The organism is Ruegeria profundi, assembly GCF_049800715.1.
In the GTDB taxonomy this organism is placed as follows: Bacteria; Pseudomonadota; Alphaproteobacteria; order Rhodobacterales; family Rhodobacteraceae; genus Ruegeria; species Ruegeria profundi_A.
In genome coordinates this window covers 1-13,047 of the sequence record NZ_JBNAFO010000013.1, presented here as the reverse complement: position 1 = coordinate 13,047, position 13,047 = coordinate 1, and the positions used below count along the sequence as shown (strand labels likewise).

Genomic DNA, 13,047 nt, shown 5'->3' with positions numbered 1-13,047 from the left:
TGACCATGCTGTCCTCGTTGTAACCCCGCCACTTCATTTATTTAGAAAATTCAGTTCAACCTTTGACACACCTCTCGCTTCCGCTGGGGTCTTGCCCGTCCAGCGTTGGAAAGCGCGATAGAATGAGTTTGGCTCTCGGTATGCCAACAAAAACGAGATTTCTTCGATGCTTAGATCTTCTTCGTTCAGATAGTGCATTGCCAGTTCCAAGCGCGTTGATGCGAGAACCTTCTTGAAAGTTTTGCCTTCTTCACTCAATTGGCGCTGCAGGGTGCGTTTGGATATGGCCATCTTTTCGCAGATCGCTTCAATGCTTGCTTCTCCTGATGGCAGCATTTCGCGTAGGGCGTTCTTAACCCTAGTAACGAAGACCACTTTCGGCTCCTGTGCTGCCATTCGGTCTCGAAGTTGCTTCTCGAATTCTGGCCAGGTTTCCTCGTTCTCGGTGACCAAGAGCAGATCGGCATCTTGCCGATGCAGAGAAATCTGTGCGCCTCTCTCAGGTTCGCATCCTAAGTATGAAATCACTTCATCCCCTGGATGTTCAATGAGTGGTAGTTCTATGCGCGCCGGAACGATATGCTTGATGGTGTGGCAACGAATGCATTCCAGCAGAAAGATTGCTTCAAACCAGACCATTTGCGGCGGGATTTGAATTTTTGGGTCTACTGATCCGATTGCGACATGCAGGTAATCACCTTCCTCGGAGACTTTCAGGGTTACCGGTGCCATCAGTGGTTTGAACACTGACAAGCGGTCAAGGCCGGTCCGAACATCAGGCGAACAAGAAAAGGCAAACATCGCAGGCGTAAAATGCGCGTGTGCAAAGAGTTTGCCCAAAGTGAGCGATAAATCGGGGCGGCCGGCTTCAGCTTCAACAGCTCGCCACAGATCGAACACTTGCGAAGGCGTCAACTCGACACGCTCGTCGCGTGTCAAATCTGCGGTGAGCCGGGCTCGGCGCGCGATCCGCTCGGGTGAAATATTTAGTAATTTGGCCACCTGCGCGATGTATTTGGCCATAGGGTAAAGGCGGTTTGGCGTTTTAGCCTCCTATAACAAGGTTTTGCGTCACCCCTTAGTGTACGCGTCACTTCAAGTGGACCATAGGCCTGAAGAAAATTGGCACGTTCAGATGGTATTTTGGCGCAATGTGATTGTCTGGTCGGTTGATTGCCCATGGGAAATGACCCGCTAGCCCAATATATTTTCACTAAGGATTGTCCCATGCGTGCGCACGGCCCTGACGATTTGGGTTATTGAGTTATGGAGTGTTCAACATCGGACTTTTGGAGTGTAATAGAACGCTGGGCATTGCGCGCACAAAGCGCCCGGTTCCTTACAACATTGAGCAACGCTTAACGAACCACGACTTCAAATATAGTAAACCTAAGTCGCGCTCGCCGGACACACTGTTGTCGATAGTCAGATTGGTCACCGGATAAAACCTAAACTCCGCCAGTGAAAATGCGAAGAAAGAACTAGAGTCAGTCTTGGCGATATGAGGGCAAGGCTCGCGGATATGCGGGCATCGTCTCCATAGCGGTCACTGGCGCAGCCACAGCGAAAGCTCACTTTGTCCTGCGTAGAAGTCGTTCACACCTAGTGCAGCGAACGGCTGCCCTGAGCCCTGAGTCACGGATGCTGCAGAGCGGGCAAATGTCCGCTCTGCAATTCCTGTGAAGAATTTGGCAAGCTAATAGAGATTCGTTGTCTGCTTAACGCCGAGAGCAAACGGCGCACCGTTTGGATCACACAGGATGGGGCTATCGGCTTGAACGGTTTCATTATCATTCACAGAAGCCAGACGCGCCCCTTTGGTTTCGGCAGCACGGGAGGCATCGGAGACTGAAGCAACCTTGATGCAAGGAACCCAAGATGCGTTTGAGGCAGTTGACCAAGTCGCGGCATGCTGGATTGCAACAAGTTGGCCCTGAGGCTCGAGGAGGGTGACGCAATCCTTGCCCCGCTGGGGAGAAACCTGCCATCCGAAGAGTTCGATGTAGAACGCTTGCGGAAAGTCATTCCCGTTGCTGACATACACTTCAGGGCCGAACTGCCTTTGCGGTACGGGGAAAGTGTGCCGAGACAAAGAAATCCCCACTAGAGCACCGAGCGGATCGCGGACGAGCGCATTGCGACCGACACCCGGCACCTCGAATGGCTCCCGAACGATCTTACCTCCGAGTGTACCGACGCGGTTGATCGCTATGTCCACATCGGGAACTTCGATGTAAGAGATCCAGCCATTTTCCTGCTCCAGGGGCGTCTCAATCAATCCCGCACCCGCTTCGTCACCGGAAAGGGCAAGGACGAAATCCTGCTCGCCGCCACCCCATGCAAAATCCGATGCCCGCTCGACTTCATACGTCCAGTTGGCGACGTGCTGGTAGAATGCCATCGAACACGCCCTGTCCGATGTGAAAAGGTCATGCCATACGAATTGACCTGCTTTCGACTGTGTCATCGTCTTACTTCCTGACATCTTTGAGCTTTTTGACACCGCGGACCATCTTCCCGAACGCCTTGTCGCGCGACCTTCGTTCCGCAAGACTCGCGGAATTGAAGGCGTCTTCGGCCATGAGCTTGCGCCATCTGCTAAGACGACCGCCATCAAGAGCACCCTCATCGATAGCCTTCAGAACAGCGCATCCCGGCTCGGATTCGTGCTGGCAGTCCCTGAATCGACACCGCACGGCCAACTCCTGAATGTCGGCAAAGAGATCATCAATGCCGTCAGCTGCATCGGTGAGCTGCAATTCCCGCATACCCGGGGTGTCCAGTATCAGACATCCATTGGGCATTGCATGGAGCTCGCGCCGCGTTGTCGTATGCCGCCCCTTGGCGTCGTCCTCGCGAATAGATTGGGTCTCGATGGATTGGCTCTGGAGCAATGCATTGGCTAACGTCGATTTCCCAACGCCAGATGAGCCGAGAAACGCCACCGTCTTGCCGGGCCTGCACCAAGAAGTCAGTTTTGTCCGGGGCGCGTCTCCGCGGGCGTCAAGTGCGACCACATCGATCATGTCCGACACCGTGCGGGCCGTGTCGATGTAGCTTTGCGAGTCCGTCAGGAGGTCGGTCTTTGTGACGACGATGACAGGCGTGATCCCTGCCTCAAAAGTGAGAGCTGCATAGCGTTCCAGCCGGGCCACTTTGAAATCCTGATTGCAGGACGTGACGATAAAGGCGGTATCAATGTTCGCCGCGATCAGTTGTTCCTGCCGGTCGGTTCCGGGCGCACGCCGTTTGATGAGGCTCGTGCGCTCTAGAACCCGACTGGATCGCGGGCGCAAAGGATCCAGCATCAGCCAGTCCCCTACAGTTACATCGGCTCTGGGAGGAAGTATCGTATCGATGCCGTCACCGAGGGCGTGCAGGCCATTGCGATGCACTTCGACAATTCGAACGGGCGGTGTCACCGACAAATCTTCTACGCTGATCTGCTGGGCGAAAAACGGTTGCCATCCCAATGCCTGAAGAGGGTTGAAGTCGGAGTGTCTTCCGGCGTTGCGTGCGCGAAGCGGAAGGAAGTCTGAGTAATCCCTTATCATAGGGTGTCACTTTCATGTCTCTGGCCCAAGTCTGATCTGGGCGCTGTTGGTGAGAAAAAAGTTTGCACATCAAAACTCACCGTCGGCCATAATGTGACGGTGTTTCTTCAGATGTTGAATGTGCTCCGGGAGGCGCGCTGCCTCCCTTCCTTACCGGGACATGAAATCTCCATTTCAGATTATGTGCACATAGGATGAACGCGTGCACAACACAACAGTTGACGGCTGATTTGGAACTCTTCTTCAGTTACCGTAGCAGCAATTCAACAGGAAAAAGACTATGTCAGCTTTGTCCGCTGAGCAGTCATTTCACGAATAACTACTTCGAGCCTATACCCCCCAAGAAGCCGCGCTATGGCGAAGGTCTGTTTTTGCGCTTGGTCGGCAGCATCATGCTTCCGCGTGCTTATGGTCGGTCATTTCCCGGCGCTCAGCCAAGGCTTGGCGCACAATTTGGAAGGCAGACGACAGAAAGAGCCCAGCCATGACGGTTGCCACGACAAGATCAGGCCAACCTGTTGACGTGCCCCAGACACCAAGTGCTGCAAACATCACTGCCACGTTCCCAATCGCGTCATTGCGCGAACACAGCCAAACCGACCGAACATTGGCATCACCATCTTTGTAGCGGACCAAAAGCAAGACGCTTGCTAGATTGGTAAGCAACGCGAGAAAGCCGACGCCCCCCATTATCTCTGCAGTTGGAACGCCCACAAAGAAGACGCGATAGACAGTCGATCCGAACACCCAAAGGCCCATCATCAGAAGGCTGATGCCTTTGAACAGTGCTGCATTCGTTCTTGCGCGGAGAGAGGCCCCGATAACAGCAAGCGAAATGCCGTAGGTGAGCGCATCGCCTGCGAAGTCGAGTGCGTCTGCCTGCAGCGCTTGGGATTTGGCCAAATGACCCGCTGTCATCTCGACAAAGAACATCGTCGCGTTGAGCGCGATCACGATCCAAAGCCGTCTTTTGTAGTCATCTGAAACACCGTCAAACTTGGCGTCATGTCCGCAGCAACCAGCCATGGGAATCCTCTTTCATCTTTGGTTGTTCATGATGTAATGTCTCTAGCGACTAGAGGTTCAAGAGGTTTCTTCATGTTTTCCATTGGCGAGCTTTCTAAGCGCACAAAGGTCAAAGTTCCGACCATCCGGTATTACGAGGAAATGGGACTACTGCCCGAGGCAGAGCGCACGTCAGGCAACCAAAGACGATACGACCAAGCTGGGTTAGAGCGGCTGAGCTTCATCCGCCATGCGCGTGATCTTGGGTTTTCAATTGAAGCAATTTCTTCGCTGATCGAATTGCAGGAGCACCCCGACCGGTCGTGCGAGGCTGCGACGGATATCGCAACATCTCAACTTGAAGAGGTCCGCACCAAGATCAAACGCCTCCGAACACTTGAAAAGGAACTCAACCGGATATCGAAGGGCTGCAATGGTAAAGGCGTTTCCGAAGACTGCTACGTATTAGCATCGTTGGCCGACCACGGCTTGTGCGACAGAGACCACTAGAACACCGAGGGAAGCGGACATTTGACCGCTAAAAGTTAACGGCAGCTAAGTCCGCTTGTCGGGATTTGCAAAGTTCAGTTTGGAATGTCCGGCTAGGGCTGCCTCCAGACATAGGCACGGGAACCAGCGAAGGTCGACTGCGAGCCCAAAGTGGACAACGAAAAGATGGCCAATCGGTATAGGGTTTCTATTGCGGTTTCCTATCAGCGGCTACTCTATTGCGTTTTGAAATGTTGCGGTAAGCCGTTTGTTCAAACCGTGATGAGGTTCGGCTGAAGAACCGTAGTGCAACTCAGCCAAAGCAGCGATGTCATTGAAAATGACTACGGAGCCGCCTTCTTCATTCGCGTAAACCAATAGTTTTTGGCAAAAGGCATCCAAACCAATTGCCGGAAAGCCCGCCATAGCCACGCCACCGGGTGCTGGTCCGCCGAACAGTAAAAGTACCGCCTCCGGCAGGTCCACCCCCAGTTGGGACGCTTCGGTCGCAAAATCGATTTCACCGAACCAGACAGTATCGTCCTGCCCCATGACAGCTGTCCTGAGACGTTCGACTGCCTCTGGTACGCTGAGCAGAGTTTGCAGTTCGATGATCCCGTAGTCGGCAAACAATCCGTTGGTCGGCGCTGATGTTGCATCCAAGTCGTTTAGAACTTCGAGCATCTTGCTCTGAAACGCACTCAACGAAGAAGCGTCCGTGAGCCCATGCCGGACTTTGAGAAATTGAGAGTCTGTGTAGGCGATCTGTGGACGACCATCCTGATCGAAGGAAAGAACGCGAAAAGGAAGGTCCAGACCTGCTCGCACGTTCTCCTCCAGTATAGGTGTGTTTACCTCTGGATCAGAGAAAACGAGTACACGAGATGCTGGCATTTCGACGCCTTCGGCCTTGGCCAGTCGCGCGTGATCTATCGATGCGATTGGCGTAGCTCCCGCTTCTTCAACGGCAGTCTCAAGCACTAAGAAGTTTTCGTCCACCGCACTCTGGGCAGATGACGATTGTGCAAGAGCCGATGTCGAAATTGATGAAGTTGCAATCATCGAGAGAACAAAGAAAAACCTCAGCATCTTTTCACTTCCTGTTTCATCGTGCTTTTTTCAGTGAAACCGCCGCCAGAGCTGCAAAAGCTATCTCGGCCGCAAGGTAAAAGAGAAGTATCCCGTTCGGAACTCCATCGATAAGAATGCTTAGTATGCGTCCAACGGCCAGTCCCGACATAAACAAAAAAAGAACCCAAAGCGCCGGTCGTTGTAGATCTGGTTTCACCACGGCCGCTAACCAAAACAAAGCGTTTGCCAGGTAAAGTCCCATAATCGCACGGAAGACATGCGTCTGGTTCGTTCCTTCCACCGAAAATCCCAGCAAAACTGGGATCGAACTGCTCGGCATCAGACCGTATGATAACGCGATTGGCATGAGGCCGACGGCAGCAAGCAGAAGGACCAATCTAGCACTCATGGAGGACTCCGTCTCGTAGAGGTTTCGCTTTTTGCGAGATTCCTAGTCGGTTATTTTGGGCATCCGATGATCCGAGCCGGATGCCCACGCTGCGGTGGGAAAGGCGTATTGGTTGCCTAGCTTCCTCTACTGAGAGATGCCGCCTTCGGTTGATGTTTGTTCTTCAACATGGTCTTGATTGGCGACCGGCTTCCCGCGCGGAGGGAACTCCTCGAAAGTAGCGAGATGTGCCTGCACTAACCGGGCGGCTGGGCCGAATGCCCACATTTTCTCACCCATCCAGCGGACGTACATACCGCTTTCCTCCGCAGCTTTTTCGTAGGGATCGCGGCGGAGGTTGAAAAGCAAGGGGGCGACCAGTTCTTCCTTCGGGCCTGACCAGCCGTGGTTTTGAACGACAAAGTGCGCTTTCCAATCGTTGTAGCGTACTGCTTGGAGGTCCGTACCCTGATAGTAAATCAGCTCGCGGCGATTGCTCTCTTCGTCCTCACCGGTCAAGTAAGATAGTTGGTTGTAGCCATCCAAGTGTACTTTGTACCCTTCATAACCATCTAGGAGCTTTTCTCTTAAGTCTGTGGGGCCTCCCGCCGCGGCTACAAGTGTTGGCATCCAATCCATTCCGCTGAAGATACCGTTCAAAACCTGTCCTTCAGGAATTTTGCCCGGCCAGCGAATAATCGCGGGAACCCTGAAGCCACCTTCCCAGGTAGTACCCTTTTCCCCATGAAACGGCGTCGTACCGCCATCGGGCCACGTCAGTGTTTCTGGGCCATTGTCGGCGGTGAACATCACTATGGTATTATCGGCAACTCCCAGATCCTCAAGGTGGCTGAGAACGTTACCAACGTTGTTGTCCAACTCCTTCATGACAACATCCTGAAGTCCGCGCCCATTGCCCAACATAGCTTCGTATTCGGGGCTGAGGTGGGTCCAGACGTGTGCACGGGCTGGAGCCATCCAGACAAAAAACGGAGTGTCCGACTCTACTGCACGAGAAATGAAGTCCTTCGTGTAAGATGTCACTTCGTCATCCAAAGTCTTTTGGCGCTCAGGAGGCGCAGGCCCGTCATCAATAATGCGCTGCTTCCCGACTTTTCCAAATCGCGGGTCGACTGTTTCGTCTACTTCCTCTGTTGCAAATGAATGAATGATGTTGCGAGGCGCAAATTGCGCGTTGAATTCTGGGTCGTCTGGCCAATCCGGATCAGACGTATATTCCATAGCATTCAGGTGGTAGAGCCAACCCCAATACTCGTCGAAACCTTTTGTAGTCGGTAGGAACTCATTGAGGTCGCCTAGGTGGTTTTTTCCAAACTGTCCCGTCGTATACCCCAACTTTTTCAGGAACATCGGAAGCGTTGGGTCATCTGGGTTTAAACCTATCGGATCACCCGGCAGTCCAACCGTGTGCATACCAGTCCGTATTGGCAATTGTCCGGTCATGAAAGCTGATCGACCGGCAGTACAACTTGGCTCGGCATAATAATCTGTGAGACGAGCACCCTCTGACGAGAGACGATCCAAGTTCGGCGTCTCGATGCTTTTGACACCTCCGTGGTAAACGCCGACGCTCGCCCAACCTACGTCATCTGCCATGATGACAAGAATGTTGGGCGGGGTATGTTCGTCGGCCCAAGCTCCAGTGAAAGCAAAGCAGACGGCACCCGTTACTGAGATAAGCTTGTTCATTAAGACCTCCCGGCTTGGTACTACTTACCAACCATAGGAAAAACATCGGCTTAGAGGAACGGTCTGATTTGTTAACTTTTTGGGCTCAGCACCTTGGTGCAAGAAATTTCTTCGGCCGCAAAGTCCGCATCTCAGAGGGTGTAAAGCTCATAGTGAAGGTCCGCTTCGGGCTGCCTCCAGTCACTAGTGCGAACAGTGGTGAACGCGGCTTCGAGCCTAGCGCCGGTAATTCGCTGGAGCGGTAAACCCTCCATTCCGAAGTTTTATTGGGCCGCAGCCAGCGGTGATGCCGCCACGGCCCACGTGGTAAAACGTCAGTTCGTTGGGGTCACATCGACTAACGTTGGTTCGCGATCACCGCTGGTTTCAAAGACGATCATCTCGTCTCCCATAGCTCCGAAGTCAATCTGCTTCATATCGACCATATGCACCGTTCTGTCGTACATCGTGTGATAGTAGTAGACGAGGTTGAGGGAGTCCGCAGCGGTCGTGATCTGAGTTGCGCTGTAAAGCAGGTCGTCCGACTGCACATCGTCTTGAGCGCCCTCCGCTGCATCGGCCGGAATGTTGAAATTATCCAGAATGCGAAACGCCTCGCGCACGGTGTCATAGCCACCTTGCGTCTCCCGCGCCGACTGAGAAAAGGCGACTGCGCGGACGAACCGGGATGGGGGTGTGAAGTCGCCTGGCAGCCCTATCATTCCACTCCCAGCGCCAAGGGGCGCGAAAGTAACGCCACTTGCCTCAACTTCCGGAAGCCCAAGGGCCGACAGGTTTACGTAGTTGTTAAGGTTCGTCATGTGCCAATCGTAGTTTGGCGAATTGGTGATCACGCCAAGCGGAGCATCGAAAATCGTCAGTTCACCGTCAATGTACTCGACAACGATCCTTCCGCCGAACCGGTCAGCAACCAACATATGAAATGGGAAGGGAAATCCGAGAGTCTCATCTACGACCCCGACAACACGGACATTCGCCAACCCGGTGGCAGCCTCTTCAACTGTCTCAAATTGGGAAAGGACATAGCTGGCTAGCAAATCGCCGGGAATCGTGTTGCCGGAAAGGTCAGGGTCGTACTCCTGATACTCGGTGAAGCCGGGCAGATAAAACAACCCGGCGGTCAACCCAGCTTCGTTGATGCCATCTGCGGGAGCCCCATGATCCAACATGCTGATACCGACCATTCCAAATCGGCCGGTCCAGTTTGCTCCGTCTCGCTCATCTGGCATTTCGCCTGCGGTATAAGTGAAACCTCGCGGAATAATGTTGATCTTTGTCTCAAGATCGAACGGCCCCCATTCGGCGGTCCTTGCGCGAACGATGCTTCCATCCTGCCCTGTCAACATGATGCCAGTGCATCCCCAGGCCATCGATACTGAAGCCACAAAGGCTATGGTCGCTTTTGGTAATATCCGAAATAGCTCGATATGACGCATGGTCGTACTCCAATTGGACTGATCTGATCTCATGAACTCGCTCGACCAAGCTACCACACCGGATCTCAAGTTGAATGAAGTTTGCATGATCTTCAAATAGGCAAGAAAGTCCGCCTATTCCTTCCGTCGGACTTTGCAAAGTCCGACTCTGAATGTCTGGTTTGGGCTGAGACCGGTCCTCAACAACCATTGAGCCTATGGCAACTTTGTCCGCAGCCTTGCCATCCGACACTGGAATTTGAACGTCCGGAATGTGCGGTTTTTGACCTACCGCATATGCGAAAGACCGACTCTCGCTAAACGGCAGGAACGGGCTCAACGAGCCTGTCGAGGCGCTGAATATTAGCCTGAAAAAATCTCTTATTTTCAATGATCCTATCAGGGCAAACACGCGCTGCAACCAAATGTTGAAGTACAAGTTCCAGGGAATGCAAATCCTAAGCCCGAGCGAAAGGCCGCAGCAGTCTGCAAATAAATCGATAGAACTAAAACTCATGCTTCCATCATACTTTTGAGGGAACCAGTCTATCCAGAAGCATCCGGACTTGAGTTCAAGATTAGATTTCTGTGTTCCAGATAGACTTGGAGAGAGGAGTTTTGCAGAAATTCAGAAGCATCATTGGTTGGGCGCGCAAGTCTTGCTTCTATAAACGCAAGAATACACACAACAACAAGCCCGGCTAGTATCCAAAGGTACGCGAAAAGCCCTAGTAGATCTGGGCTGGTAACTTGAACGGCTATCGGAGGGGTGAGAAGAAGAATTGTAAGCATCAAACCTTTTTTCAACTTCTTCTGCTTCTGCAAATAATCCGTAGATATTTCCTCAACCTCATGCTCCAGCCTACGCACCCATGACAAGTACTCGTCTTCTAGTTGGCCACGTAAATAATGGCCGCAACGACAAAACTCTCTAGAAAGATACTCAATCCCTCCGCAGGCCTCACATTCCGTGGCATTCGGGCAACCTCTAGTCGGCCTAACTCCGTTGGAGCTTCCAGGTTGGTACGGTGCATCAAGTTGGGTCTCTTCTAGGATGCTATCTACCTTGCCCAACACGCCCACTTTGCGCGGCCTCAATTGCTCGGCTTTTCGCAAAACTTCGTTCTCTAACATCAAGCGACTAACCTTAAGATGGTGTCAATTCTGGCTATATCGGGCACTTGGTTAAGGCCCTCAATCGTTTCGGGGCTCAGAGCTTCTTTGAAAAGAAAATCTATAGCGTCCCATTTCTTTTCGGGTGCTACAACAAGGCCGCGATTAATTATTCTGTGCTCAACTGCGATTCCAAGTTTACGATAGGCATGCGCCATTTCCGAATGTCGGCGGCTTTTGCCTTCAGCAGTGTCCCCTTCGAGCATCCAGAGCGGATCGACATCGAATTCTTCATAAACCTTCAGAAGTAGGGTGGCGGTTAGGTCGCGTTGGCCACGTTCATAGTACTGATATGCACTTCGACTGATGCTAAGTCGTTGCGCCATTTCTTCTTGTGACAGACGCGCCTCGGTTCGGACAGCCGCAAGGCGCACCCCTAGGTCAGGAACAGTCATGATGTACCTTTTTGTGGTTGCATTGACCACGATTATGGTTATCTCTATTCAATGTAACCGCTGATAGAGGCATTTGGTTCGTTTTAGGTAGCATTATCGTAGTTTTGTTTCGATCTGAACGCAAAACGAAAATTTTGCCTCGATATGTGTGCAGTCATTGAGGAGTTGAAATTGCAAAAAATTCTCGAGACACCAAGGGAATTAGCTGAACGAGTGGGCATCCCCGTTTCCAACGTTCGCTATCTAATCCGCGAAGACATGCTGGATCATATTTATACAGCCCCAGGCCGACGAAACCCCAAGATTCCCAATGGTGCGTGGGAACGATACCTCGATTGTCTGACGTCAGCGCCAATGGGACAGTTTAGGTCGATTTGATAAGAGAGGGTTTCTGGCTCATCGTAACCGCCAAGGAGTGGAGATGAGAAAGAAACCCGGAACCAAGCAGAGCCACGGTGAGAAGGTCGTAAAGGACATTCGCCGTGCGACCCGCAAACAGTATTCCGCAGAAGAGAAGATCAGGATCGTGCTGGACGGCCTAAAAGGCGAGGACAGCATTGCAGAGCTGTGCCGTCGTGAGGTCATCGCGCAGAGCCTTTATTACAGCTGGTCCAAGGAATTTCTGGAGGCCGGCAAGAAACGTCTGGCAGGCGACACGGCCCGCGCGGCAACTTCCACCGAAGTGAAGGATCTGAGACGGGAAGCCCGTGATCTGAAGGAGGTGGTTGCCGAACAGGCTCTTGAACTGCGGTTGCTCAAAAAAAGCATGATCGCGGATGGGGACGACGACGCATGAGATATCCCGCATCCGAAAAACTGGAAGTCATCCGCTTGGTTGAGCAATCGCATCTGCCGACCAAGCGCACTTTGGAGAAGCTGGGCATTCCGAAGACCACCTTCTATCGCTGGTACGACCGATATCTCGTCGGCGGCCCCGAGGCGCTTGAAGATCGTAGACCCACGCCGTCACGGGTCTGGAACCGCATTCCCACGCCAGTGCGCGAGAAGATCAAGGATCTGGCTCTGAAGGAAAGTGAGCTTTCCCCGCGTGAATTGGCTGTTCGCTTCACTGACACAGAAAAGTACTTTGTGTCAGAGGCTTCGGTCTACCGCATCCTCAAGTCTTACGATCTGATCACCAGCCCAGCCTATGTGGTTTTGTCAGCCGCAGACGAGTTCCAGGACAAGACAACACGACCGAACCAACTCTGGCAGACCGATTTTACCTATCTCAAGGTGATCGGCTGGGGCTGGTTCTATCTCAGCACGATCCTGGACGATTACAGCCGCTACATCATCGCCTGGAAGCTTTGCACGACGATGAAGACCGAGGATGTGACCGACACACTGGACCTCGCCCTGCACGCCTCAGGCTGTGATCAGGCAACGGTGCTGCACAAGCCACGTCTGCTCAGCGACAACGGGTCCAGTTACATCTCTGGTGAGCTTGCCGAATGGCTGGAAGATCAGAAAATGGATCATGTTCGAGGGGCACCATACCATCCGCAAACTCAGGGAAAGATCGAGCGCTGGCACCAGACGCTCAAGAACCGCATCCTGTTGGAAAACTACTATCTGCCCGGTGATCTCACGCAGCAGATTGACGCCTTCGTCGAGCACTACAATCACCGGCGTTATCACGAGAGCCTGCAAAACCTCACGCCCGCTGATGTCTACTTCGGACGCGGGCAGACCATTCTAAAACAACGAGAAAGGATCAAACGAAAGACTATCGAAACCCGGCGCTTGCTTCACCGCAAAACCGCCGCATAATCAATCTAACCAGATGAGACAGATACTCTCTTAGATCACGCCGCCATCCGTCCCAAAACCCCTGACAACGGACA

The 13,047-nt window shown here is 52.8% G+C and carries 11 protein-coding genes; 2 read left to right on the top strand and 9 right to left on the bottom strand.

Translation table 11 applies throughout. From position 1 onward, the window contains the following. Positions 1-33: 33 nt before the first annotated feature. The 4 genes from ACP15L_RS18545 to ACP15L_RS18530 all read right to left on the bottom strand — a co-directional run bounded on the left by ACP15L_RS18545 (position 34) and on the right by ACP15L_RS18530 (position 4,580). Positions 34-1,023, bottom strand: a complete 990-nt coding sequence (locus tag ACP15L_RS18545) for an AraC family transcriptional regulator (RefSeq protein WP_170329055.1) — start codon at positions 1,021-1,023, stop codon at positions 34-36. A gap of 673 nt (positions 1,024-1,696) precedes the next feature. Continuing rightward, entirely contained in the window at positions 1,697-2,467 is a 771-nt protein-coding gene (locus ACP15L_RS18540) for a VOC family protein (protein WP_237217125.1), read from the bottom strand. 4 nt (positions 2,468-2,471) lie between these two features. After that, positions 2,472-3,554 (bottom strand): ribosome small subunit-dependent GTPase A, encoded by a 1,083-nt coding sequence (rsgA, locus tag ACP15L_RS18535; RefSeq protein ID WP_171181864.1) that lies wholly within the window; start codon positions 3,552-3,554, stop codon positions 2,472-2,474. A 390-nt stretch (positions 3,555-3,944) separates the two neighbouring features. Next, on the bottom strand, positions 3,945-4,580 hold the full coding sequence (locus ACP15L_RS18530) for a cation transporter (RefSeq protein WP_170459099.1): 636 nt from the start codon (positions 4,578-4,580) through the stop codon (positions 3,945-3,947). Positions 4,581-4,652: 72 nt separating this feature from the next. Between ACP15L_RS18530 and ACP15L_RS18525 the strand changes: the two genes are divergently transcribed. Further along, positions 4,653-5,069: a MerR family transcriptional regulator gene (locus ACP15L_RS18525; protein WP_170459097.1), complete on the top strand. Its 417-nt coding sequence runs from the start codon at positions 4,653-4,655 to the stop codon at positions 5,067-5,069. A gap of 210 nt (positions 5,070-5,279) precedes the next feature. Here ACP15L_RS18525 and ACP15L_RS18520 read toward each other — a convergent pair whose 3' ends face one another. The 5 genes from ACP15L_RS18520 to ACP15L_RS18500 all read right to left on the bottom strand — a co-directional run bounded on the left by ACP15L_RS18520 (position 5,280) and on the right by ACP15L_RS18500 (position 11,200). Next, the gene (locus ACP15L_RS18520; protein ID WP_425085311.1) at positions 5,280-6,137 is read right to left on the bottom strand and encodes a DUF302 domain-containing protein; all 858 of its coding nucleotides are present in this window, start codon (positions 6,135-6,137) and stop codon (positions 5,280-5,282) included. 16 nt (positions 6,138-6,153) lie between these two features. Then, positions 6,154-6,528, bottom strand: coding sequence for a DUF4345 domain-containing protein (locus ACP15L_RS18515; protein ID WP_170382456.1), 375 nt, complete (start codon positions 6,526-6,528; stop codon positions 6,154-6,156). A 126-nt stretch (positions 6,529-6,654) separates the two neighbouring features. Beyond that, a complete protein-coding gene (locus tag ACP15L_RS18510; RefSeq protein ID WP_170443616.1) occupies positions 6,655-8,217 on the bottom strand; it encodes an arylsulfatase in 1,563 nt (520 codons plus the stop codon). A 314-nt stretch (positions 8,218-8,531) separates the two neighbouring features. Then, positions 8,532-9,653 carry a linear amide C-N hydrolase gene (locus ACP15L_RS18505; RefSeq protein ID WP_425085310.1) on the bottom strand — a complete coding sequence of 374 codons (1,122 nt, stop codon included), beginning with the start codon at positions 9,651-9,653 and terminating at the stop codon, positions 8,532-8,534. Between the two features lie 1,112 nt (positions 9,654-10,765). Then, the gene (locus ACP15L_RS18500; RefSeq protein WP_131726293.1) at positions 10,766-11,200 is read right to left on the bottom strand and encodes a helix-turn-helix domain-containing protein; all 435 of its coding nucleotides are present in this window, start codon (positions 11,198-11,200) and stop codon (positions 10,766-10,768) included. Between the two features lie 421 nt (positions 11,201-11,621). On the opposite strand from ACP15L_RS18500, the gene ACP15L_RS18495 reads away from it, so the two are divergent. Further along, positions 11,622-12,973, top strand: a protein-coding gene (locus tag ACP15L_RS18495; RefSeq protein WP_425084199.1) for an IS3 family transposase whose coding sequence is annotated in 2 segments (ribosomal slippage) — positions 11,622-11,958 and positions 11,958-12,973 — 1,353 coding nt in all. Because the reading frame shifts where the segments join, the coding sequence is not laid out codon by codon here. The last annotated feature ends 74 nt before the right edge of the window (positions 12,974-13,047 follow it).